This is a genomic window from Enterobacter sp. H2G27, assembly GCF_054403075.1.
Genome location: NZ_JBSVSI010000001.1, coordinates 4,005,014 through 4,027,437 on the forward strand (window position 1 = coordinate 4,005,014; position 22,424 = coordinate 4,027,437).

At 56.2% G+C, this 22,424-nt stretch carries 21 protein-coding genes; 12 read left to right on the forward strand and 9 right to left on the reverse strand.

From position 1 onward, the window contains the following. Nucleotides 1–13 precede the first annotated feature (13 nt). Nucleotides 14–1,039: a TerC/Alx family metal homeostasis membrane protein gene (locus tag ACW9E7_RS19140; RefSeq protein ID WP_458728213.1), complete on the reverse strand. Its 1,026-nt coding sequence runs from the start codon at nt 1,037–1,039 to the stop codon at nt 14–16. 169 nt (nt 1,040–1,208) lie between these two features. Continuing rightward, entirely contained in the window at nt 1,209–1,607 is a 399-nt protein-coding gene (locus ACW9E7_RS19145; protein ID WP_115876818.1) for a potassium channel family protein, read from the reverse strand. A gap of 317 nt (nt 1,608–1,924) precedes the next feature. On the opposite strand from ACW9E7_RS19145, the gene ACW9E7_RS19150 reads away from it, so the two are divergent. Then, nucleotides 1,925–3,259, forward strand: a complete 1,335-nt coding sequence (locus ACW9E7_RS19150; RefSeq protein ID WP_458728214.1) for an MFS transporter — start codon at nt 1,925–1,927, stop codon at nt 3,257–3,259. A 37-nt stretch (nt 3,260–3,296) separates the two neighbouring features. Here ACW9E7_RS19150 and ACW9E7_RS19155 read toward each other — a convergent pair whose 3' ends face one another. Further along, the gene (locus ACW9E7_RS19155) at nt 3,297–4,034 is read right to left on the reverse strand and encodes an IclR family transcriptional regulator (protein WP_021242157.1); all 738 of its coding nucleotides are present in this window, start codon (nt 4,032–4,034) and stop codon (nt 3,297–3,299) included. Between the two features lie 169 nt (nt 4,035–4,203). Here ACW9E7_RS19155 and ACW9E7_RS19160 point away from each other — a divergent pair, with 169 nt between their 5' ends. Next, nucleotides 4,204–4,896 carry an RraA family protein gene (locus ACW9E7_RS19160; protein WP_458728215.1) on the forward strand — a complete coding sequence of 231 codons (693 nt, stop codon included), beginning with the start codon at nt 4,204–4,206 and terminating at the stop codon, nt 4,894–4,896. Continuing rightward, nucleotides 4,896–5,834: an NAD(P)-dependent oxidoreductase gene (locus ACW9E7_RS19165; RefSeq protein ID WP_458728405.1), complete on the forward strand. Its 939-nt coding sequence runs from the start codon at nt 4,896–4,898 to the stop codon at nt 5,832–5,834. Before ACW9E7_RS19160 ends, ACW9E7_RS19165 begins: the two co-directional genes overlap by 1 nt. 32 nt (nt 5,835–5,866) lie before the next feature. On the opposite strand, the gene ACW9E7_RS19170 is transcribed toward ACW9E7_RS19165, so the two are convergent. After that, entirely contained in the window at nt 5,867–7,063 is a 1,197-nt protein-coding gene (locus ACW9E7_RS19170; RefSeq protein WP_458728216.1) for a BaiN/RdsA family NAD(P)/FAD-dependent oxidoreductase, read from the reverse strand. Between the two features lie 228 nt (nt 7,064–7,291). On the opposite strand from ACW9E7_RS19170, the gene pitA reads away from it, so the two are divergent. The 3 genes from pitA to ACW9E7_RS19185 all read left to right on the forward strand — a co-directional run bounded on the left by pitA (nt 7,292) and on the right by ACW9E7_RS19185 (nt 9,739). After that, nucleotides 7,292–8,791, forward strand: coding sequence for an inorganic phosphate transporter PitA (pitA, locus tag ACW9E7_RS19175; protein ID WP_127732547.1), 1,500 nt, complete (start codon nt 7,292–7,294; stop codon nt 8,789–8,791). Between the two features lie 173 nt (nt 8,792–8,964). Next, nucleotides 8,965–9,354 (forward strand): polymorphic toxin type 44 domain-containing protein, encoded by a 390-nt coding sequence (locus ACW9E7_RS19180; RefSeq protein WP_458728217.1) that lies wholly within the window; start codon nt 8,965–8,967, stop codon nt 9,352–9,354. Further along, complete coding sequence (locus tag ACW9E7_RS19185) at nt 9,332–9,739, forward strand: hypothetical protein (protein ID WP_127732549.1); 408 nt, start codon at nt 9,332–9,334, stop codon at nt 9,737–9,739. The genes ACW9E7_RS19180 and ACW9E7_RS19185 overlap by 23 nt, the downstream gene beginning before the upstream one ends. Before the next feature lie 43 nt (nt 9,740–9,782). Here ACW9E7_RS19185 and uspB read toward each other — a convergent pair whose 3' ends face one another. Beyond that, a complete protein-coding gene (gene uspB, locus ACW9E7_RS19190; RefSeq protein WP_003861224.1) occupies nt 9,783–10,118 on the reverse strand; it encodes a universal stress protein UspB in 336 nt (111 codons plus the stop codon). 283 nt (nt 10,119–10,401) lie between these two features. Here uspB and uspA point away from each other — a divergent pair, with 283 nt between their 5' ends. After that, nucleotides 10,402–10,839, forward strand: a complete 438-nt coding sequence (gene uspA / locus ACW9E7_RS19195) for a universal stress protein UspA (RefSeq protein ID WP_003861223.1) — start codon at nt 10,402–10,404, stop codon at nt 10,837–10,839. Nucleotides 10,840–10,931: 92 nt separating this feature from the next. On the opposite strand, the gene rsmJ is transcribed toward uspA, so the two are convergent. Both rsmJ and prlC read right to left on the reverse strand, forming a co-directional pair. After that, nucleotides 10,932–11,684: a 16S rRNA (guanine(1516)-N(2))-methyltransferase RsmJ gene (rsmJ, locus tag ACW9E7_RS19200; protein ID WP_017384177.1), complete on the reverse strand. Its 753-nt coding sequence runs from the start codon at nt 11,682–11,684 to the stop codon at nt 10,932–10,934. A gap of 7 nt (nt 11,685–11,691) precedes the next feature. Further along, nucleotides 11,692–13,734, reverse strand: coding sequence for an oligopeptidase A (gene prlC, locus ACW9E7_RS19205; protein ID WP_458728218.1), 2,043 nt, complete (start codon nt 13,732–13,734; stop codon nt 11,692–11,694). Between the two features lie 207 nt (nt 13,735–13,941). On the opposite strand from prlC, the gene ACW9E7_RS19210 reads away from it, so the two are divergent. From ACW9E7_RS19210 to ACW9E7_RS19220, 3 genes are all read left to right on the forward strand, one after another. Further along, entirely contained in the window at nt 13,942–14,784 is an 843-nt protein-coding gene (locus ACW9E7_RS19210; protein WP_047652937.1) for a 23S rRNA (adenine(2030)-N(6))-methyltransferase RlmJ, read from the forward strand. A 71-nt stretch (nt 14,785–14,855) separates the two neighbouring features. Then, a complete protein-coding gene (gorA, locus tag ACW9E7_RS19215; RefSeq protein WP_458728219.1) occupies nt 14,856–16,208 on the forward strand; it encodes a glutathione-disulfide reductase in 1,353 nt (450 codons plus the stop codon). Nucleotides 16,209–16,389: 181 nt separating this feature from the next. Further along, nucleotides 16,390–18,039, forward strand: coding sequence for an alpha,alpha-trehalase (locus ACW9E7_RS19220; protein ID WP_111963711.1), 1,650 nt, complete (start codon nt 16,390–16,392; stop codon nt 18,037–18,039). Nucleotides 18,040–18,100: 61 nt separating this feature from the next. Here ACW9E7_RS19220 and ACW9E7_RS19225 read toward each other — a convergent pair whose 3' ends face one another. Beyond that, a complete protein-coding gene (locus ACW9E7_RS19225) occupies nt 18,101–19,690 on the reverse strand; it encodes an STY4199 family HEPN domain-containing protein (RefSeq protein ID WP_133295296.1) in 1,590 nt (529 codons plus the stop codon). Between the two features lie 148 nt (nt 19,691–19,838). Between ACW9E7_RS19225 and ACW9E7_RS19230 the strand changes: the two genes are divergently transcribed. Beyond that, nucleotides 19,839–20,378, forward strand: coding sequence for a GNAT family N-acetyltransferase (locus ACW9E7_RS19230; RefSeq protein ID WP_136195970.1), 540 nt, complete (start codon nt 19,839–19,841; stop codon nt 20,376–20,378). Nucleotides 20,379–20,643: 265 nt separating this feature from the next. Here ACW9E7_RS19230 and ACW9E7_RS19235 read toward each other — a convergent pair whose 3' ends face one another. Continuing rightward, nucleotides 20,644–21,402 carry an SDR family NAD(P)-dependent oxidoreductase gene (locus ACW9E7_RS19235; protein WP_458728406.1) on the reverse strand — a complete coding sequence of 253 codons (759 nt, stop codon included), beginning with the start codon at nt 21,400–21,402 and terminating at the stop codon, nt 20,644–20,646. Nucleotides 21,403–21,521: 119 nt separating this feature from the next. Between ACW9E7_RS19235 and ACW9E7_RS19240 the strand changes: the two genes are divergently transcribed. Beyond that, nucleotides 21,522–22,421, forward strand: coding sequence for a LysR family transcriptional regulator (locus ACW9E7_RS19240; protein ID WP_047652945.1), 900 nt, complete (start codon nt 21,522–21,524; stop codon nt 22,419–22,421). The last annotated feature ends 3 nt before the right edge of the window (nt 22,422–22,424 follow it).

A 22,424-nucleotide genomic window follows, 5' to 3' on the forward strand; every position in this document is an offset into this window, starting at 1 on the left:
GAAAAACGATGCATCAGGCCTCACGTTTTCCCGGGAACATCACGCTCGCAATAATTCCCAGCGCCAGCACGCCCAATACCACAAACAGGCTGGCCGTGGCGCCAATGCTGTAACCGTGATGCCAGAAGTGATCGGTGGCATTTAACCCCAGCTTGAACGCCACGAAGAACAGCAGAAGCACCACCGCTTTCTCGAGATGCACCAGATACTGCTTCAGCGCTTCCAGCACGAAGTAAAGCGTACGCAGGCCAAGAATGGCGAACATCATGGCGCTGTAGATAATCAGCGGTTCGCGGCTCACGGCAATAATGGCCGGCACGGAGTCAAACGCGAACATCACGTCAGAGAGTTCGACGACGGCCACGCAAAGTAATAGCGGCGTCGCATAGCGCTTCGCCTTCTTCACGCGTCCGACCATCACGTCCTGGTTTTCCGGCTTTTCAAGCTCCGCATCCACCTCTTTCTGCGTCAGAATAAAGGCATTGCTGCTGATTTTTGGCCAGACCGGATAGAAGCGCTTCACCAGACGATAGGCGAGATGACCCGAGTAATCTTCCACTTCGTCACTCTCTTCATTGCGTCGGAGCATCATCACCGCCGTCCAGCCGACGACCAGCGCGAAAATAACCTCAACGTACGGCCCAAGGCTTAGCAGGCTGGTCCCGATAGCCACAAAGATGCCGCGGAAGACAATTGCCCCCAGCACGCCCCAGTAGAGCACGCGGTGACGGTACTTATCCGGCACGCCGAACCAGGCGAAGATCGCCATCATCACGAACAGGTTATCGACGGAAAGCACCTCTTCCAGCGCGTAGCCGGTGAGGAACAGGCTCGCCATCTCGGCGCCGTGGTGAACGTACAGGAAACCGGCGAAGACCATCGCCATCATGACCCAGAAAACGGACCACATCGCCGCGCTTTTCAGCGAGATCGGTTTATCGTGACGGTGCATAAAGAGGTCGATAAACATCGCTCCAACGGCCATCACCACAAAGACAACAACGGTTTCAGTCGGGAAACCGAGATGAGCAGCAGACATACAAAACCCTTTTGGCAGACAAAACACAACACCATGCAAACTGGCGTAAACCAGGAACAGAAAAGGGTGGGCTGTTAATCAGCCTTTTCACCCTCAAAGCCGCAGCCCTGTCGGCTACGTAAAGAGTGGTGTACTTTACCTTACCAGGCGGGGATCGCGCATCTGCCGTTTAGGCGCTCATTCCGCGCAAGCGCTGCAGCACCGCCACCAGAACCGCTACAGACCAGCCCACCATCAACGCGCCCACCAGCCCCTCCACCCCGCCGATGAGCCGCCAGTGCTGGGGTAACGTGACGTCGCCGTACCCTACCGTCGCATAGCTCACCAGTGAAAAGTAGAAGCTGGTGTTCCAGTCATTAAACGCGTCGATGACAAAATAAAACGCCGCAAACAGTCCGGCCTCAAGGAGATGGGCGAAGATCATGGAGATCACGATACCGACATTGCGTAAAACAATGCGTACCGCAGAATCGACGTCTAATTTAATGAATTTTAAAACGCCAAACATCCACAGCGAATGAATCACCACGGTTAGGGTAAGCAAAATAATAATACTGAGTAGCTGCATGATGCGTGCTCTGACCAAAGGGAGTATGGCCCCGCGAGCGCGGCGGGGCATCTGGTCGAAGCTTAGTTGAATGGAGAGGAAAAGTTGGTGCAATAATTGCGTTGCGTGATTATTTCTCTGCCGGAACGCCCAGCTTGCGGCTGGTTAGCAGCTGAAAGCACTATATCCGCAGCGCACTATCTGTGAGTCACCTCTTATTTACATCATTTAAACCTTCCATTAACTGGATAAAAATAACGCGCCGTCGCTATAGTGGTTTTGTTTAATAAAACTAAGTTGTACCCAATAAAACCAAGAACACACCCTGCGAGGATACAATGACAGAACATTTACGTAACGGCGCGACCGCCACCGAGGACATAGAAAGAGAGACGATGCGGAAGGTGATCTGGCGTATTCTCCCGTTTCTGATTGTCAGTTACCTGGTCTCCATTATCGATCGCGGGAATATCGGCATGGCTTCGCTGCAGATGAATGAGGACCTTGGCCTCAGCAAAGCGGCGTTTGGCTTCGCCAGCAGCCTTTACTTCGTGGCCTATTTTTTGTTTGAGGTACCCAGTAATCTGGCCATGCAGAAAGTCGGTGCCCGGCTGTGGATCCCGCGCATTATGATCAGCTGGGGCATCGTCTCCATGGGCATGGCGCTGGTTCAAAACACCACATCGCTTTATATCGTCCGTTTTCTTCTCGGGGCAGCGGAAGCAGGCTTCTTCCCAGGCGTCGTGCTGTATCTGACCTGGTGGATCCCTTCCCGCTACCGCGCGCGCATTATTGCGTCCTTTATGGTCGCCATCCCGCTCGCTAACTTCATCGGTTCCCCGCTTTCAGGGTTGATACTGTCGCTGGATGGCTGGCTGGGTCTTCGCGGCTGGCATCTGCTGTTCATCATTGAAGGCTTACCTGCGGTGCTGCTGGGTATTGCGGCCTGGTTTATTCTCCGGGATCGCCCTCATCAGGCGAAATGGCTGAGCAATGAACAGAAAAAGTGGCTGGAAACCACGCTGGAAACCGAGCGGAGCCAGCAAAAGAACATTGGGCATCAGACGACGTGGCAGTTGCTGAAGCATCGCCAAATCTGGCTGATGGCGCTGATTTACGCGGGCGCATCGTCCGCGGGCACCACCATCAGCGTCTGGTCTCCTCAGCTGCTGAAATCCTTCCATCTCGATAATCTTGAGACAGGTCTGTTTAACGCTATCCCTTACGGCCTGGCATCGGTTCTGATGATTGTCTGGGGACGACACTCCGATCGCACCAACGAACGCCGCTGGCATACCGCGCTGACGCTGTTCATGATTGCTGCGGGCGTGTTCGCTGCCTTTGTAAGCGTCTCGCTCTTTGCCACTATCGTGATCCTGAGCATTATCCTGACGGGTGCGTATTCTATGAAAGGACCTTTCTGGGCGCTGGCATCCGGCTGGATGAGCAGCTCCTCGGCAGCGGCGGGGCTGGCCGCGATTGGCGCCATCGCGAACCTGATTGGCGGGGCGGTAATGGTAAATGCCTACGGCATGATCAGCGAGAGAACGGGCAGCTACAAGCTGGCTATGCTTCCGCTGGCCGCGCTTTGCCTGGCCGGGGGTATCGCGGTGCTCATTATGGGACGGCAGACCCGCAACGCTCAGCTACACGAAAAACAGGTCACACATTAGTGATGACAGAAGCGGGACAAATGTCCCGCTTCTGCGTTTAAAGATTTTCTTCCGCCGCGTCGCTCGTTTCACCAAAGAACTGCTGACAGAAGGGCTTACTGGCTCCCATTTTCTGCGACAGACGGCTGGCCGCCGCCTTCATCAACGGGCCTATCTCCTTCTCACGACGATCTTCCGTCAGCCGCGAGATGGGGCCGGTCAGGGCTAACGCCGCAACCAGCTTGTCGTGAACGCCGAAGACGGGCATCGCAAACGCCGCGGTGTGGGGATCGCGTGCGCCTGACGTGTAGAAAGGGAGTTCAGCGTCTCCCTCCGGCAGGCTCTCATTGAGCCCCCAATGGCGCAAGACCTTACTGATGGCCGAATTATCGAGCGGGAACTGGCTGCCGGGAAGATTGCTGTGTCGCAGGCCGTGCGACGCTTCCGCGCGAAACAGGCAAAGGCGCTGCCCGCCCTCCAGCACATACCAGCTGGCACTTTCCTGAGACGCCAGGGAGAGCGCCTGAAGCTCTGGCTGAACCACCCGGGAAAGATGGAAAGATTGTTCATACAGCTTGCCGAGGTAAAGCAGACGTGGGCCAAGCGCATAATTGCCGTCTTCATGCCTGACGACGTAATTCATCCGTTCAAGAGAATTCATCAGGCGGTAAACCGTGGTTTTGTGATAACCCGACAGCTGTGCCAGCGCGGTCAGCGTCAGGCTCTCATCCCCAGGACGGAAGCAATCCAGTAAAGCCAGCGCTTTTTCAACCGCTACAACGCCTTCATTCCCCATCATTATCTCCTTGTTAGCCCGGCAGTGAGTGTACCTCAAATTTTGTGAGTCACTTCGTGTTTACATCACAAACGCCACCTCGGGTCTGGCTAAAAGGAAAGCAACACCGCTATAGTTGTTTTGTTCTGTACACCTGCATTTTACTCAGTAAAACAACATGGAGGCATTTATGTCCGTTACTGAAAAAAAACCGATTAATCGCCAGTTCGAGCGCGTTTCTGCCGAGGACGTTCGTCGGGCTGCCGAGTATCAGGCAGCTATTCTGGCCGACGTGGCCGGTCGCCGCGGTACGCTTCATGGCCGCATCAAACCACTGGCCCCACACATGTCCGTTGCGGGTCCGGCCGTCACCGTGGAAGTCCGTCCGGGTGATAATCTGGCGATTCATGCCGCGATGGCCGTGGCGCAGCCCGGCGATGTCCTGATCGTCGATGGCAAAGGCGACCTGAGCTGCGCGCTGCTTGGGGAAATCATGGCCACTCAGGCTCAGGCGAGCGGCATTGCGGGCATTATTATTGATGGCGCTGTACGTGACGCCGATACCCTGAGCAAAGGTCACTACCCCGTCTTTTCTGCCGGTCTGAACCCCTGCGGCCCGACAAAGTTAATCTCTGGCCGGGTTAATCATCCCATTTCAGTCGCCGGGGCGACGGTTCAGGCCGGGGATCTGGTTGTCGCGGATATCGACGGCGTGGTCGTTATCCCGCGAGATGAGGTTCAGGAGGTTATCGCTCTGGCAAAAGAAAAGCTGGAGATGGAGACCCGGCGCCTTGCCGCCATCCGTGAAGGCGATTTACGTCCACACTGGCTTGATGACGCGCTTCGTAAAGCAGGAATGTTAGCTGACGGGGAGACGCTGTGATGGGGGGCAAAGACGTAGTACTGGTTACCGGTAGCGACCTGGCGGAGCAGGCCATGGTGATGTTGCAGGGTTTTGAGGTAGTGTTTGCGGGCCGTCAGCCCACAGAAGATGACCTGATCGCGCTGTGTAAACGACACAATCCTGTGGCAATCCTGGTACGTTACGGCAAGATCACCGCGAAGGTCATGGATGCGGCTCCGGCTCTGCAGGTTATTTCCAAGCACGGAAGCGGGATCGATGTGATAGACCAGGAGGCAGCAGCCGAGCGCAACATCGCCGTCCGCTCTGCGCCTGGCGCAAACGCGGCGGCAGTGGCTGAACATACCTGGGCGCTGCTCCTGGCCTGCGCAAAGTCAGTGGTGCCTCTGGACAAGCGGCTGCGAGACGGGCACTGGGATAAGGCGACGCATAAATCCATTGAGCTGGAGGGCTTAACGTTAGGGCTAATTGGGTTGGGTGCTATCGGCTCGCGCGTGGCGACTATTGGTCACGCTTTCGGCATGAAGGTGCTGGCTTACGATCCCTATGCTAAGACCATGCCTGCCCTGTGCGAACGCGCAGAAACGCTGAACGGACTTCTTTCCCGTTCCGATGTTATCTCTTTGCACTGTCCGCTGACCGATGAGAATCGGGGAATGATCAATAGCCAGACGCTTGCACACTGCAAGCGGAACGCCATTCTGGTCAACACGGCACGCGGCGGACTGATCCACAGTGAATCGTTACTGGCGGCGCTCCGGGATGGCACGCTGCACAGCGCGGCGCTGGACAGCTTTCCCCACGAGCCGCTGACGGCGCCGCACCTCTGGCAGTCCGTAGAAAACGTGGTTATTTCACCGCATATTGGCGGCGTTACCGCAGCGTCATATATCAAGATGGGGACCGTGGCCGCGAGCAATATTCTGGCCGTGACGGACGCAACCACCGTCAGCCCATAAAGCCAACCGTGACGAGTGGCAGCGCGCTTAGGTCACTTGTCCTCTGCCAGCGCCTGAGCACACGCCCAGGCACTTGCCCATGCCCACTGGAAGTTGTACCCGCCGAGCCAGCCGGTCACGTCCATCACTTCGCCAATAAAATAGAGCCCCGGCACGTTGCGCGCTTCCATGGTGCGGGACGAGAGCTCATTCGTATCGACCCCGCCCAGCGTGACCTCTGCCGTGCGGTAGCCTTCGGTGCCGTTTGGCTGAACGCGCCAGTTTGTCAGGGTCTCGACCAGCGTTTCCTGCTCGCGGCTATTCAACTGCTTAAGCGACACGTCCGGGATCTGCCCCAGCGCCTGCAAACATTCCACCAGACGTTTTGGCAGCTGCATTGCCAGGGTGTTTTTCAGGCTTTGATTCGGGTGCGCGGTACGCTGCTCGTTAAGAAAAACATCCAGATCGCACTCCGGAAGTAGGTTAACCGTGACGAACTCACCCGGTTGCCAGTAGCTGGAGATTTGCAGTACCGCCGGGCCGGAGAGGCCGCGATGGGTAAAGAGCAGATTTTCGCGGAACACCGTCCCGTCTTCGGCGGTAATGACCGAGGGAACAGACACGCCGGACAGCGTCTGAAGCTGTTCAAGAAGCGGTTTATGTAGGGTAAACGGCACCAGCCCGGCGCGCGTAGGCAAGACTTTAAGGCCAAACTGTTCGGCAATCTTATAGCCGAACGGGGAGGCACCCAGCCCCGGCATCGACAGGCCGCCGCTGGCGATCACCAGGCTGTCAGCACTGACGGTTTCACCGTTCAGCTGCAGCGTATAGCCCTGGTCGTCGCGGGCGACCTCCAGCACTTCCGTGCGCAGGCGCATGACGACGCCGCCCTTCTCGCACTCGGCCACCAGCATATCGACAATCTGCTGCGCGGAGTCGTCGCAGAACAGCTGTCCCAGCGTCTTCTCATGCCATGCGATGCCGTGCTTACCGACCAGGTCGATAAAGTCCCACTGGGTATAACGCGCCAGCGCAGATTTACAAAAATGACGGTTTTGGCTCAAATAGGCCGCGGGTTCAACATACAGATTAGTAAAGTTGCAGCGCCCGCCGCCGGACATAAGGATCTTACGGCCTGGCTTTTTACCGTTATCCAGCAGCAGCACGCGACGACCCGCCTGTCCGGCCATTGCCGCACAAAACATACCCGCCGCACCGGCGCCAATTACCACGGCATCAAACCTTTCCACGTTAAAACCCTCTTTGTTAACTGCCGCGGATTGTAAAGTTTCCTATGTGGTCACACCAGCGTAAAAAGATATTACAAAGCCATTTCATTGAAATTTAAAGAATATCCTTTCTGGCCCTTTTCTCAAATCAGGTGGTATGTCAAAAAAAGTCTATATTTCACTTTGCCCGCCGCGCATTTGTCCTGGATAATGCGCCGCGTTCATGTCCTCAAAATGGCGTAACGTCCTATGCTACATTTGTTTGCCGGCCTGGATTTACATACCGGGCTTTTATTATTGCTTGCTCTGGTTTTTGTACTGTTTTACGAAGCGATCAACGGCTTCCACGACACTGCAAACGCAGTAGCGACGGTTATCTACACTCGCGCAATGCGATCGCAGCTTGCGGTTGTTATGGCGGCAGTATTTAACTTTTTTGGTGTCCTCCTGGGCGGGCTGAGCGTTGCGTATGCGATTGTGCATATGCTGCCAACGGATCTGCTGCTTAACGTTAGTTCTGGCCATGGCCTCGCTATGGTGTTCTCAATGCTGCTTGCTGCAATTATCTGGAACCTCGGTACCTGGTATTTCGGCCTGCCTGCATCCAGTTCTCACACCCTCATCGGCGCGATTATCGGTATCGGGTTAACCAACGCCCTCATGACCGGTACCTCGGTTGTTGATGCGTTAAATATCCCGAAAGTACTGGGGATCTTTGCCTCACTCATCGTCTCCCCTATCGTGGGTCTGGTGGTGGCGGGCGGGCTGATCTTCATCCTGCGTCGTTACTGGAGCAATACCAAAAAACGCTCCCGTATTCACCTGACGCCAGCAGAGCGTGAAAAGAAAGACGGCAAGAAAAAGCCGCCATTCTGGACGCGTATTGCCCTGATCATTTCCGCTATCGGCGTGGCCTTCTCACACGGCGCGAACGATGGTCAGAAAGGCATTGGTCTGGTGATGCTGGTACTGATTGGCGTTGCACCGGCAGGATTCGTGGTCAACATGAATGCCTCCGGCTACGAAATCACCCGAACCCGTGATGCGGTAAACAACGTTGAAACCTATTTCCAGCAGCACCCTGAGCTGCTGAAAAAAGCGACCGGCGTTGACCAGCTGATCCCTTCTCCGGAAGCCGGTGCCACTACTGCACCCGGCGAGTTCCACTGCCATCCGGCAAACGCGATTAACGCGCTGGAACGTGCCAAAGGGATGCTGGGCAATATCGAAAGTTATGACAAACTGACCGTTGAGCAGCGTGGTCAGCTGCGTCGCATTATGCTGTGCATCTCTGATGTGACGGATAAAGTGGCGAAGCTGCCTGACGTGAATGTTGACGACCAGCGTCTGCTGAAGAAACTGAAAGGCGATATGCTCAACACCATTGAGTACGCGCCAATCTGGATCATCATGGCCGTCGCGCTGGCGCTCGGTATCGGTACGATGATTGGCTGGCGTCGTGTGGCGACCACCATCGGCGAGAAGATCGGTAAGAAAGGCATGACCTATGCGCAGGGTATGTCCGCGCAGATGACGGCGGCAGTGTCTATCGGTCTGGCGAGTTACACCGGTATGCCGGTATCCACCACCCACGTACTCTCCTCGTCCGTAGCAGGTACCATGATTGTTGACGGTGGCGGCCTGCAGCGCAAAACCGTGACCAACATTCTGATGGCCTGGGTGTTCACCCTTCCGGCTTCAATCCTGCTGTCTGGCGGGCTGTACTGGATTTCGCTGAAGCTGATTTAATCGGTTGAAGGCGACAAAAAAGCGGGTCAGGAAATTGACCCGCTTTTTTATGGCTGTTATTTGCAATCGAACATTTTATAACATTAGGATTTCCTGAACATTTTTTGCTCAAAAGAATTGCGAAGATAACACTATGATGACGGTCAGAAGAAAAACCAGACAAAGGAGAATGTATGGCTTCTGTCCCTATCTCAGGACCGGGTTCAATCGTTATAGCGAACAATATGCGTGAGGCACGCCTTAACGGAATGTCACGCAATATGGCCACTCCCTCAACGTATTACTGGTTCTACCAAAAAGTCCGAAATGGTGGTCCCTGGGGTTACAAAAAGTTCGACCCTTATTTTGCTGCATTTGGTAATTTCAACTTCGGAGCCGCCGGAACTGCAGCAGGCATTCCTGCAAACATCCTTCTTATGGGAGCAGGTTGGGCTCAAAGCCGTGCTGGCACATCAAAACCTGAATGGGGAAAATGGTACGAAAAGCCGCCTTACGGGGACGATCCAACGGACCAACGCAATATCAGAGAAGGAATAGAGTATGCCATTCAAAACGGCTACTAAATGGATTCATCGCCTTGTTACGGTTTCGCTTCTGGCTCTGGTCATTGGATTTGTGTGGCTAAACCACCAGCCCAATCAGCGAAATAACGATGCACTTCAACACGCTTATAAATTATCTGACAGCGTCTGGCTCTATATGACCGTGAACAATCAGGGTGGCGCCACCGTACCCACAATCTACCGTTACTATCTCTCGGAAAAGATAACAGGGAAAGACACCGACATTATCCATCAGTTGGCTAAGAAGCATCCTGTCATTGAAGGTACGGGTACAATTACTGCGGCCAGCATTGATACAAACGGAGACGTTAACATCGCCTATAGCGGGAAGGTTACTTCGATTGAGACCAATATCTCCGATCTTCGGTTCTCAGTTAAGCCCTGAACCAGAGGAAAGAAGGCGGGGCTGACCCCGCCTGCTGTGGTGATCAGTGCCAAATCATCAATGCAATCATGCTGACGACGACCAGCCCGCACAGGGCACTGGTCAAAATGAACTGACGACGCAGGCGCTCGCAGCGACGGATAAATTCTTCATCGTGATGATCGCGGTAGCGCTGGTAGTAGATGTATCCCACCAGACGCATCTGTTTGCTGGGCTGTCCATGCGAGGTGAAGAACCCTCCACCGTCCACATACTGATAAAGCAACGGATCGCAACCACGAAGTACCACTAACAGCGCACGTAACGATGAGAAGTAGCGCGCCATATTCACTATGCAAACTACGCATAACGCCCAAAACAATGCGACGGTGCTAATCATACATCCTCCCCGGCGTCCGCCCACGAAGCAAGGCTTCTGAGCTACCGCACCCCAATGCCCTGACAGACAGTTCAGTGAAAGAATGACCAAAAGTCGATCCGGTTCGCGTTTTAATATCCGAACGGCTCATTTAATAGTGTAGGAGATCCGTTAATTTTTTTGCCACAAGGTTAATCGTTATCAACACCAAAGCTTGAAAAATATGTTTAACTGGGCCGTAATGAAAGCATCAGACGACGGCTTTCCTATTTAGTCATCGATAACTTAAGGAAGGAGTAACACTATGGCTTACAAACACATTCTCATCGCGGTAGACCTCTCCCCGGAGAGCAAAGTGCTGGTTGATAAAGCGGTATCCATGGCACGTCCCTACAACGCGAAAGTTTCGCTGATTCACGTTGACGTGAATTACTCCGACCTCTACACCGGTCTGATCGACGTCAATCTGGGCGATATGCAGAAGCGTATCTCCGAAGAGACGCACCACGCCCTGAGCGAACTCTCCACCAACGCGGGTTATCCGATTACCGAAACCCTGAGCGGCAGCGGTGACCTGGGCCAGGTATTGGTTGATGCGATCAAGAAATATGACATGGACCTGGTGGTGTGCGGTCACCATCAGGACTTCTGGAGCAAGCTGATGTCTTCCGCGCGCCAGCTGATCAATACCGTCCACGTGGATATGCTGATTGTTCCACTGCGTGACGAAGAAGACGAGTAAGTGCAAAAAAACCCGGTGGCGCTAACGCTTACCGGGCCTACAGGCGGCACTAAATGTAGGCCGGGTAAGGCGAAGCCGCCACCCGGCTTTTTTTATTCCGGTGTCCCCGAATAAATATCAAACCGGTGCCCTTTGGTGGTCACCGCGTTAGTGGTCGCCACGTCCGCCAGCGGCGGTGCATAGTCAGGACGCTTCACCACTACCCGCTTCGTCGCCAGCTGACGAGCCGGCTCCAGCAGGCCATCCGCGTCCAAATCAGGCCCCACCAGAGACTGAAACACCCGCATCTCTTTCTTCACCAGCGCGCTTTTCTGCTTGTGCGGGAACATCGGGTCGAGATAGACGACCTGCGGGCGCGGGGTGATATCCGTCAGCGCCGTCAGGCTGGAGGCGTGAATCAGCTGCAATCGTTCCTGCAACCACGGGCCGATTTCCGGGTCCGCATAGCCTCGCGTCAGCCCGTCGTCGAGCAGCGCAGCGACCACCGGATTACGCTCCAGCATCCGCACGCGACAGCCGACAGACGCCAGCACAAACGCATCGCGCCCCAGCCCCGCCGTGGCATCGACCACGTCCGGGAGGTAGCTCCCTTTGATGCCAACCGCTTTGGCAACCGCTTCACCACGACCGCCACCGAACTTGCGCCGGTGCGCCATCGCGCCGCCGACAAAATCGACGAAAATCCCGCCGAGCTTCGGTTCATCGCGTTTACGTAATTCGAGGTGTTCTGGTGTCATCACCAGCGCCATCAGGTTATCTTCATCATGTTCCAGCCCCCAGCGGGCGGCCAGAACAGATAAGGCGCCGTCTCCGGCGCCCGTTTCATCTACTAAGCAGATCTTCACGTAACAATCAGCCTTTGATCCCGTAATGCTCAAGCATCGCATCCAGCTGCGGCTCGCGGCCGCGGAAGCGTTTGAACAGCACCATTGGCTCTTCGGAACCGCCGCGGGTCAGGATATTGTCGAGGAACGACTGGCCGGTTTCGCGGTTGAAAATCCCCTCTTCTTCGAAACGAGAGAAGGCATCCGCCGCCAGCACGTCGGCCCACAGGTAGCTGTAGTAACCCGCCGCGTAGCCGCCAGCGAAGATGTGGCTGAACGCGTGCGGGAAGCGGCCCCAGGTTGGCCCAGGGATCACGGCGACCTGCTTTTTAATCTCGGCCAGGGTCTCAAGAATCTTCGCACCCTGCTCCGGGCTGAACTCGGCGTGCAGGCGGAAGTCGAACAGTCCGAACTCCAGCTGGCGCAGGATAAACATCGCCGCCTGGTAGTTTTTCGCCGCCAGCATTTTGTCCAGCAGCTCTTTAGGCAGCGGTTCGCCGGTCTCGTAGTGGCCGGAGATAAACGCCAGCGCGTCCGGCTCCCAGCACCAGTTTTCCATAAACTGGCTTGGCAGCTCGACCGCATCCCACGGCACACCGCTGATGCCTGCCACGCCTGCGGTTTCGATGCGGGTCAACATATGGTGCAGGCCGTGACCGAACTCGTGGAACAGGGTGATCACTTCATCGTGGGTAAAGAGCGCAGGTTTGCCGTTCACCGGACGGTTGAAGTTACAGGTCAGGTAGGCGACCGGCTTCTGCAGAGAACCGTCTGCTTTACGCATCTGGCCCACGCAGTCGTCCATCCACGCCCCGCCGCGCTTGTTCTCACGCGCGTAAAGATCGAGGTAGAAGCTGCCGCGCAGTTCGTTTTTATCGTCATACAGTTCGAAGAAGCGCACGTCCGGATGCCAGACGTCGATATCGGTACGCTCTTTGGCGGTGATGCCATAGATGCGCTTCACCACTTCAAACAGGCCGTTCACGGCTTTGTTTTCCGGGAAGTACGGGCGCAGCTGCTCGTCGCTGATGCTGTAGAGGTGCTGCTTTTGTTTTTCGCTGTAGTAAGCAATGTCCCACGGCTGCAGCTCGTCCACGCCGAACTCCGCTTTCGCGAAGGCGCGCAGCTGGGCCAGCTCTTTTTCACCCTGCGGACGGGCGCGTTTCGCCAGATCGGTCAGGAAGTCGAGCACCTGCTGCGGGTTCTCCGCCATTTTGGTGGCGAGGGATTTATCGGCGTAGTTTTCGAAGCCCAGCAGCTGGGCCAGCTCGTGGCGCAGGGCGAGGATTTCCGCCATGACCGGGCTGTTATCCCACTTACCGGCGTTTGGCCCCTGATCGGAGGCGCGGGTGCTGTAGGCGCGGTACATCTCTTCGCGCAGGGCCTGGTTGTCGCAGTAGGTCATCACCGGCAAATAGCTCGGGATATCCAGGGTTAACAGGAACCCGTCCTGCTCTTTCGCTTCGGCCTGGGCTTTTGCCGCCGCCAGCGCGCTTTCCGGCATGCCTGCCAGCTCCGCTTCGTCGGTAATCAGCTTCGTCCAGCCCATGGTGGCGTCGAGCACGTTGTTGCTGTACTGGTTACCCAGCTCGGACAGGCGCGCGGCGATTTCACCGTAGCGGGTTTGTTTCTCTTTTGGCAGGCCAATCCCGGACAGCTCGAAATCACGCAGGGCGTTATCGACCGATTTTTTCTGCGCCGTGTTCAGTTCGGCATAATGGTCGCCGTCGCGCAGGTCGCGGTAGGCTTTGTAGAGCCCTTCGTGCTGGCCGACCCAGGTGCTGTACTCAGAGAGCAGCGGCAGGGTTTGCTCGTAGGCTTCGCGCAGCTCCGGGCTGTTTTTTACCGAGTTCAGGTGGCTCACCGGGGAGAAGATGCGCCCCAGCACGTCGTCCACTTCGGCCAGCGGCTGACACAGATTTTCCCAGGTGTACGGCGCGCCCTGCGCTACCACGCTTTCTACCGCCGCGCGGCAGTTGTCCAGGGATTGCGTAACGGCTGGAACCACATGCTCGGGGAGGATTTTAGAAAACGGCGGCAACGAAAAAGGCGTCAGTAATGGATTGGTCATAAACGCTGTCCTGTTGAATAAGATGAATGAAGCGCGCATCCGGCGCTGTGCATATGCGATCTAGAATGGGGTTAAGTGTAGAGGATTTCAATGCCAGACGTTGTCGAAAAGAGCCCGGTGGCGCTGCGCTTACCGGGCCTACGGGTAATCTTTGCCGTTCTGCTGTAAACTGTGGCAAATCGTCAATTCAGCGGAATATCATTACCCATGCTCAGTTATCGCCACAGCTTCCACGCAGGCAACCACGCCGACGTCCTTAAACACACCGTTCAGAGCCTGATCATCGAATCGCTCAAAGAGAAAGAGAAGCCGTTTCTCTATCTGGACACCCACGCGGGCGCGGGCCGTTATCAGCTGAGCGGTGAGCATGCCGAGCGTACCGGTGAATATCTGGAAGGGATCGCCCGCATCTGGCAGCAGGACGACCTGCCTGCCGAGCTGGAGCCGTACATCGGCGTGGTGAATCACTTCAACCGCAACGGCCAGCTGCGTTATTACCCGGGCTCGCCGCTGATTGCCCGCCAGCTGCTGCGCGAGCAGGACAGCATCCAGTTGACCGAGCTGCACCCGAGCGACTTCCCGCTGCTGCGTTCAGAATTCCAGAAAGACAGCCGCGCCCGCGTCGAAAAAGCCGACGGCTACCAGCAGCTGAAGGCCAAACTGCCGCCGGTTTCCCGTCGCGGCCTGGTGCTCATCGACCCGCCGTACGAAATCAAAACCGACTATCAGGCGGTGGTGACGGGTATCCACGAAGGCTACAAGCGCTTTGCTACCGGCACCTATGCCCTGTGGTACCCGGTGGTGCTGCGCGCGCAGATCAAACGCATGATCAAAGACCTGGAAGCGACCGGCATCCGCAAGATCCTGCAGATCGAGCTGGCGGTACGTCCGGACAGCGATCAGCGCGGTATGACCGCCTCCGGCATGATTGTAATCAACCCGCCGTGGAAGCTCGAAGCGCAGATGAACAACGTGCTGCCGTGGCTGCATAAAACGCTGGTGCCGGCGGGTACAGGCCACGCTACCGTCAGTTGGATAGTGCCGGAGTAATCGCAGCCATCGGTGGAAACTATTGATTTCAGGTATACAATCGCGGCAATTCACGATTAAGGACAAAAGCTATGACTAAGCATTATGACTACATCGCAATCGGCGGCGGCAGCGGCGGCATCGCCTCCATCAACCGCGCGGCCATGTACGGCCAGAAGTGCGCGCTGATTGAAGCCAAAGCGCTGGGCGGCACCTGCGTGAACGTGGGTTGTGTACCGAAGAAGGTGATGTGGCATGCGGCGCAGATCCGTGAAGCTATCCATATGTATGGCCCGGACTACGGCTTTGACACCACCATCAACCGCTTCGACTGGGACAAGCTGATCGCCAGCCGTACCGCGTACATCGATCGCATTCACACCTCGTACGACAACGTGCTGGGGAAAAATAACGTCGACGTTATCCACGGTTTCGCTCGCTTCGTTGACGCGAAAACGATCGAAGTGAACGGCGAGACGATCACCGCCGATCACATCCTGATCGCCACCGGCGGTCGTCCGAGCCATCCGAACATCCCGGGCGTGGAATACGGCATCGACTCCGACGGTTTCTTCGAGCTGCCAGCCCTGCCTCAGCGCGTTGCCGTGGTAGGCGCGGGATACATCGCGGTTGAACTGGCCGGAGTGATTAACGGCCTGGGCGCAGAAGCGCACCTGTTCGTACGTAAACACGCGCCGCTGCGCAGTTTTGACCCGCTGATTGTCGATACGCTGGTTGAAGTGATGAACACCGAAGGCCCAACCCTGCACACCAACGCCGTACCAAAAGCGGTGGTGAAAAACGCGGACGGAAGCCTGACGCTTGAGCTGGAAGATGGTCGCAGCCAGACCGTTGATTGCCTGATCTGGGCGATTGGCCGTGAACCGGCGAACGATAACTTCAACCTGGGCGTGACTGGCGTGAAAACCGACGAAAAAGGCTATATCGTCGTCGATAAATTCCAGAACACCAGCGTACCGGGCATTTACGCGGTCGGCGACAATACCGGTGCGGTTGAGCTGACGCCGGTCGCCGTTGCGGCGGGTCGTCGTCTCTCCGAGCGCCTGTTTAACAACAAGCCGGACGAGCATCTGGACTACAGCAACATCCCGACCGTGGTCTTCAGCCATCCGCCAATCGGCACCGTCGGCTTAACCGAGCCGCAGGCGCGCGAGCATTACGGCGACGACCAGGTGAAAGTGTATAAATCGGCGTTCACCGCAATGTATACCGCCGTCACCTCGCACCGTCAGCCATGCCGAATGAAGCTGGTCTGCGTCGGCCCGGAAGAGAAGATTGTCGGTATCCACGGCATTGGCTTCGGCATGGATGAGATCCTGCAGGGCTTCGCCGTGGCGCTGAAGATGGGCGCAACCAAGAAAGACTTCGATAATACTGTGGCAATCCACCCGACGGCCGCGGAAGAGTTTGTGACCATGCGTTAATCCTGATGCCCCTCCCCGGAGGGGCATTTTTTTAACATTCATAAATCGTTGCAAAACGAATGCTCCGAAAATAGTGATCTACCGCACATTTCCCTCCCCATCTACCGAAGCGAATGTCTACGCTTATAAGACGCCCGGATAAACCTGTCTTTTGAACACACAACCGGAGGTCCCTATCACCATGTTCAACCAGAAACTACAGGCTACCGAGAACATCGAGTTCGAGATTGCAGAAGAGCTGCGCTACGAGACCGATCCCTGCGAGTTGAAACTGGATGAAATGATTGAGGCGGAGCCGGAACCCGAAATGATCGAGGGGCTACCCGCCTCCGATGCGTTGACGCCCGCAGACCGCTACCTTGAACTGTTCGAACACGTGCAGTCGACGCGGCTGTTTGCGGACAGTAAAACCTTCCCCGACTGCGCGCCGAAGATGGATCCGCTGGATATCCTGATCCGCTACCGCAAGGTCAGACGCCACCGGGATTTCGACCTGCGCCAGTTTGTGGAGAACCACTTCTGGATGCCGGAAACGTACGGCACAGAATATGTCTCCGACCCGGGACTTTCCCTGAAAGAGCACATTGATAACCTGTGGCCAGTGCTGACGCGCGAGCCGCAGGATCATATTCCCTGGTCTTCCCTGCTGGCGCTGCCGCAGGCCTATATCGTCCCCGGCGGGCGCTTCAGCGAGACCTACTACTGGGATTCTTATTTCTCCATGCTGGGGCTGGCGGAGAGCGGCCGTAACGATCTGCTCAAATGTATGGCGGACAACTTCGCCTGGCTGATAGAACGCTACGGGCATATCCCCAACGGCAACCGCACCTATTATCTCAGCCGCTCACAGCCGCCGGTCTTTGCGCTGATGGTGGAGCTGTTTGAGGAGGACGGCGTGCGCGGTGCGAAACGCTATCTTGATCACCTCAAAATGGAGTACGCCTTCTGGATGGACGGTGCGGAGTCGCTGCTGCTTAATCAGGCATACCGCAGCGCCGTGCGCATGCCGGACGGTTCACTGCTCAACCGCTACTGGGATGACCGCGATACCCCGCGCGACGAATCGTGGATCGAGGACGTGGAAACCGCGCGCCACTCGGGCCGTCCGCCAAATGAGGTGTATCGCGACCTGCGCGCGGGTGCGGCTTCCGGCTGGGATTACTCGTCCCGCTGGCTGCGCGATCCGTCGCGGCTCGCCAGCATCCGCACGACGCAGTTCATCCCCATCGATCTGAACGCCTTCCTGTTCAAACTGGAAAGCGCTATCGCCAACATCTCGGCGTCGAAAGGGGATAAAGAGACGGCAGAGGAATTCCGCCAGAAAGCCAACGATCGCCGCGCGGCGGTGAACCGCTATCTGTGGGACGAGGAGAGCGGCTGTTACCGAGATTACGACTGGCGACGCGAAGAGCTGGCGCTGTTTTCTGCCGCCAGCATCGTGCCGCTGTACGTTGGCATGGCAACTCACGAGCAGGCGGAACGCCTGTCGGATGCGGTCAAGGCGCGTCTGCTGACCCCGGGTGGAATTCTGGCGACCGAGTACGAAACCAGCGAGCAGTGGGATAAACCCAACGGCTGGGCGCCGCTGCAGTGGATGGCGATTCAGGGATTCAAGCAGTACGGAAACGACTCGCTGGGGGATGAGATCGCCTGGAGCTGGCTGCATACGGTGAACCATTTCTACAAGACGCACCACAAGCTGATTGAGAAATACCACATCGCCAGCAGCACGCCGCGCGAAGGTGGCGGGGGTGAGTATCCGCTGCAGGACGGTTTCGGCTGGACGAACGGCGTGGTGCGGCGGCTGATTGGTTTGTATGGGGAGCCTTAAGCAGGGTGTGATCTTTTCCCCCTCGCCCCTCAGGGGAGAGGGCTGGGGTGAGGGGAAAATGTTAGCGAATCACCTCATAAATGGCGCTCTGAATAGACTGCCATTTTTTGGTGGTGGCATCCGGCTGTGACTGCGCGCGGCGTGTGGCCATGTCGAGATCGTGCTGCTGGCGTTTCACTACGGCAGGCACGGTGCAGAACGCTTTAAGATACTCTTTACGTACCGAGGTCAGAGACTCGCCGTTCGACATCGCGTGGCTGAGCGTGTTGATGAAGCGGCGACACGGCTTCTCTTCCACCATGTTTTGCCGGTAGCGTAACATCAGCTCCAGCACGTCGTCATGGCCTGCCGACATCGCCTCTTCGGTCCAGGACAGCTTCCAGTCCATACCGCCCTGCAAAAAGAGCTGGGTCACGCGGGTATCGTTGCGGTTAATAGCCGAGCGGAAATTATTCTCGTCCCAGGTCACCCCCATGCGCGTGAGCGTTTCGCGCGAGGAAGGCGTCTCACGCATTTCCTGCGGTGGAGCCGCTTCAGCCGCGCTGACGGCCGCTGGCTGCGGCTTGCTGCTGGTCACCAGCCAGAAGCCCCCTGCCACAATGGCAATCACCATAACGCCAACTGCCCCCCATAACGCACCGGAAATGAGCTGCTCGCGTTGTTCGGGGGTGCGCGGCGCGCGCTGGGTCGGCTTTTCAATAGTGTCACGGACTTCAAACAGATCCCCACCGGTAACCCGATCCATTTTCTGCGCCTTTTCCCAGAAGGTATGCAATTCACTGGCATCTACCGCCATGAATCCTGCCGGATTAACGCGCGTTCTCCCCTCTTCAAACGCGCGTTGAACGGGCCGCGCGATCTGCGCGTAGTAGTTGTCCAGCAGCTGAATTTGCGCCGAGCTTAACGTCTTCTGAACGGTGATGCTGTTGCGGATTTGCCGAATATCGTCGAGAAAGGTTTGCAGCGTTTTGCGCGGTTCAACCAGCAGCGTCAGCATGGACGGGTCGCTGAAAAGCGAAGCGTAATAGCGGCTGAACTCTTTTTTATCCACCAGCATCTGCGCCAGCTCGCTGAACATCATGCCGCTCAGGACATCGTTGATCTCGCCAAGCTTCAGCCAGCGCCTTACGCGGTCAGCGTTAAACAGGGTCTTAAGATGGTTGTTCAGCTTTACCTGATCGGGCCAGGCCTGCTGGATAAGCCCTTTAAGCATCAGCTCAATTGCGCGTACCTGCTTGTGCGCCTGCTGCTGCTGGAGTTCGCTGCCCGGTGCCAGCTCCGTGCTATAGGTCAACAGCGGCTGCTGAAGACGAAGATGTTCCAGCGCGGTCACAAACCGCATCGCCGCAATAAGCTGGTTTTCACTCACATCCTGTCCGCTTTCATACTGCGGTACGCGCTGCTGCAGCAGGCGCAGCTGGAGCGTAAATTCCGACATCTCGGCATCATTCAGGTTTAGTTTTTTCGCAACGGCTCCCCAGCCGCCCAAAGCTAATCGCGCGCTGTCGAGTTGTTCCAGAAACCAGCGTGGATCTTTGCCCTCAGAAGCATGTACATTCAGAAGGAGTAAAATTTCCACCGACGCATGGCGAATGACCGCCAGACAGTGTTCAAACTGTTCGCGAATATGGTGTGATGTGCTGAGAGTCATTGTTTTCCTTAAGCGACAACGAAGACATCAGGAATGGGCGCGAGACGCCCTTTATTCTTTTTATTTATACGCGGTTAACCATACCTGACTTTCTGTTGAAATAAAGTGACAACCCTAAAATCATTTAAAAAGTGTCAGGAGAATCTGAATGCCCGTTTTAATTACCCCTCGCCTGAACTGCTCACCTTTGCAGGAAGAAGACTGGCCCTTTTTTCTGGCGTTACAGCAGCACCCGGACGTGATGCGCTTTGTGGCGGAAGACCGCCCCGTCGCGGCGATACGAGAGGCGTTTGATTCGCGCCTGACGCCATGGGCTCCGGGCAGCGCGCACTGGCTTTGTCTCGTCGTACGTGACACCGCCTCCCAGGCCCCGCTGGGCGTTACCGGGTATATTCATCGGGAGGAGGACTGCGCCGAAGTGGGCTTCCTTTTCGCCCCCGAGGCGCAGGGGAAAGGTTACGGCTTTGAATCCCTGAAAGCGCTTTGCGATTACGCTTTTCTTCAGGGCGGTATACGGCGACTCACCGCCACCGTAACAGCGGGAAACGCTGCTTCAAGACGCCTGCTGGAAAAAGCCCGCTTTCGCCTGGAAGGTGAATTACGTGAGAGCTATTATCTTGCGGGTCGCTGGCAAAATGACTGGCTATTTGGTTTATTACAGCAGGAATACCTGAATAATAATTCCTGACCAACAGCAATTTAGCCGATATTTCCGGACGTCGTTTCCTCTTTAGTGTCGCTATTAAGAGGAAACGAATATCAAACGTCATGCGCTGAAAATATTTTCTGCGGCCATTGCGTTAATAAAAAACATCAGGGTCTTTCCCCAGAAGAAATATCGTGATGAAAATGGGTTATCGGCTATGGCTGACTGCGTTCTTTATCGCTGTCAGTGTGCAGACACATCCATATTAAGGGTTCCTTAAGAGGTTCCTTCCCCTTAAGTCCGGGCATCACAGGAACATACCGCCTGACACTTCAATACGTTGCGCATTCATCCAGCCCAGCTTATCGCTGAGCAGTGCCGCAATGGCACCACCGATATCGTCCGGTAGACCCACCCGTCCCAGCGCCGTCTGCGAGGCCAGCAACTGATTCAGCTCCGCATTGTCGCGCACGCGTCCGCCGCCAAAGTCTGTTTCTATCGCGCCAGGCGCAATGATATTGACGGAAATGCCGCGCGCGCCCAGCTCTTTCGCCTGATAGCGCGTCAGCACTTCCATCGCCCCCTTCATGGCCGCGTAGGTCCCTGAGCCCGGCTGGGTAAAACGGGCCAGCCCGCTGGAGACGTTGAGGATACGTCCCCCGTCGTTAAGCAGCGGCAGCAGGCGCTGGGTCAGGAAGAAAGGCCCTTTGAAATGAATGTTCAACGCTTCATCAAACTGGGCTTCCGTCGTGTCGGCATAGGGTGCATATAAACCCGTCCCGGCATTGTTCAATAAATAGTCAAAGGTTTCGCGCTGCCAGACGGTCCTAAGGGTTTCCTGAAGCTGTTGGGCAAAATGTTCAAATCCCGTGATATCCCCGACGTTAAGCTGTAATGCCGCTGCGTTGACGCCTTTTTGCTGAATTTCATGCACAACATCCAGCGCTTCCTGCTGGCTACGGTTGTATGTCAGGACAATTCCCGTGCCGTCTGCCGCCAGCTTTAACGCAGCGTTTTTGCCCAGACCACGGCTACCACCCGTCACTAATGCGATACGTTCACTCATCATAAACCTCGTTTTGGCTGTTAAGGAGATTGAGAAAGAGCTTATTAGGTGATAGAAAATCAATAAAGATGGGTTAAAACGCTTCACTGTTTCACCAAAAACAACAATGAGCTTCCTCTATGGATAAAATTCACGCAATGCAGTTGTTCGTCCGCGTCGCGGAACTGGAGAGTTTTTCCCGCGCGGCCGAAACATTAACCCTGCCGAAAGGCAGCGTCTCGCGGCAAATTCAGGCCCTGGAAAACCGGCTTGGCACCCAGCTATTACACCGCACCACGCGCCGCGTCAGCCTGACGCAGGACGGCATGGTCTATTACGAGCGGGCAAAAGATCTGCTGGCAAACCTTGATGAACTCGACGGTATGTTTCAGCACGATCCCTCCAGCATCAGCGGCCGGCTCCGCGTGGATATGCCCGTCGGGGTTGCACGAAATTTAGTCATCCCCAAACTGCCTGCTTTTCTGCAGCATTATCCGGGCATTGAACTGGAGCTCAGCAGCAGCGATCGTCTGGTGGATGTGATCCGAGAAGGGTTTGATTGCGTGGTACGCGTCGGCACGCTGAAGGATTCAGGGCTGATTGCCCGCCCACTGGGCAAGCTGTCGGTGATTAACTGCGCCAGCCCGGACTATCTGGCGCGTTTTGGCTACCCGGAAACCCTGGACGATTTAGGCTCGCACGCCGTTATTCACTACACCGCTACGCTGGGAACACGCCCACAGGGCTTTGAGTTTTATAACGGCAGTGCAACGCAGTGGATAAAAACGGGCGGGGTCTTAACCGTCAACAGCACGGAAACTTACCAGGCTGCCTGTCTCGCCGGACTGGGCATTATTCAGGTGCCGCGGGTTGGTGTGCGCGATTTACTGCGCGCGAAGAAGCTGATTGAGATCCTCCCGCAATACCGGGCCGAACCGATGCCTGTTTCCCTGATTTATCCCCACCGGCGCAATCTCTCCCGCCGGGTCCATCTGTTCATGGAGTGGCTAACCGAACTCACAAAAGCTTACGTGGACTAGTCG

Coding starts and splice junctions, on each gene's coding strand:
- ACW9E7_RS19145 (WP_115876818.1), bottom strand. CDS start 1,607: ATGCAGCTACTCAGTATTATTATTTTGCTTACCCTAACCGTGGTGATT.
- ACW9E7_RS19220 (WP_111963711.1), top strand. CDS start 16,390: ATGTTCAACCAGAAACTACAGGCTACCGAGAACATCGAGTTCGAGATT.
- ACW9E7_RS19180 (WP_458728217.1), top strand. CDS start 8,965: ATGGCTTCTGTCCCTATCTCAGGACCGGGTTCAATCGTTATAGCGAAC.
- ACW9E7_RS19240 (WP_047652945.1), top strand. CDS start 21,522: ATGGATAAAATTCACGCAATGCAGTTGTTCGTCCGCGTCGCGGAACTG.
- ACW9E7_RS19235 (WP_458728406.1), bottom strand. CDS start 21,402: ATGAGTGAACGTATCGCATTAGTGACGGGTGGTAGCCGTGGTCTGGGC.
- ACW9E7_RS19155 (WP_021242157.1), bottom strand. CDS start 4,034: ATGGGGAATGAAGGCGTTGTAGCGGTTGAAAAAGCGCTGGCTTTACTG.
- uspB (WP_003861224.1), bottom strand. CDS start 10,118: ATGATTAGCACCGTCGCATTGTTTTGGGCGTTATGCGTAGTTTGCATA.
- ACW9E7_RS19185 (WP_127732549.1), top strand. CDS start 9,332: ATGCCATTCAAAACGGCTACTAAATGGATTCATCGCCTTGTTACGGTT.
- ACW9E7_RS19160 (WP_458728215.1), top strand. CDS start 4,204: ATGTCCGTTACTGAAAAAAAACCGATTAATCGCCAGTTCGAGCGCGTT.
- ACW9E7_RS19225 (WP_133295296.1), bottom strand. CDS start 19,690: ATGACTCTCAGCACATCACACCATATTCGCGAACAGTTTGAACACTGT.
- uspA (WP_003861223.1), top strand. CDS start 10,402: ATGGCTTACAAACACATTCTCATCGCGGTAGACCTCTCCCCGGAGAGC.
- ACW9E7_RS19165 (WP_458728405.1), top strand. CDS start 4,896: ATGGGGGGCAAAGACGTAGTACTGGTTACCGGTAGCGACCTGGCGGAG.
- prlC (WP_458728218.1), bottom strand. CDS start 13,734: ATGACCAATCCATTACTGACGCCTTTTTCGTTGCCGCCGTTTTCTAAA.
- ACW9E7_RS19140 (WP_458728213.1), bottom strand. CDS start 1,039: ATGTCTGCTGCTCATCTCGGTTTCCCGACTGAAACCGTTGTTGTCTTT.
- ACW9E7_RS19230 (WP_136195970.1), top strand. CDS start 19,839: ATGCCCGTTTTAATTACCCCTCGCCTGAACTGCTCACCTTTGCAGGAA.
- ACW9E7_RS19210 (WP_047652937.1), top strand. CDS start 13,942: ATGCTCAGTTATCGCCACAGCTTCCACGCAGGCAACCACGCCGACGTC.
- gorA (WP_458728219.1), top strand. CDS start 14,856: ATGACTAAGCATTATGACTACATCGCAATCGGCGGCGGCAGCGGCGGC.
- pitA (WP_127732547.1), top strand. CDS start 7,292: ATGCTACATTTGTTTGCCGGCCTGGATTTACATACCGGGCTTTTATTA.
- ACW9E7_RS19150 (WP_458728214.1), top strand. CDS start 1,925: ATGACAGAACATTTACGTAACGGCGCGACCGCCACCGAGGACATAGAA.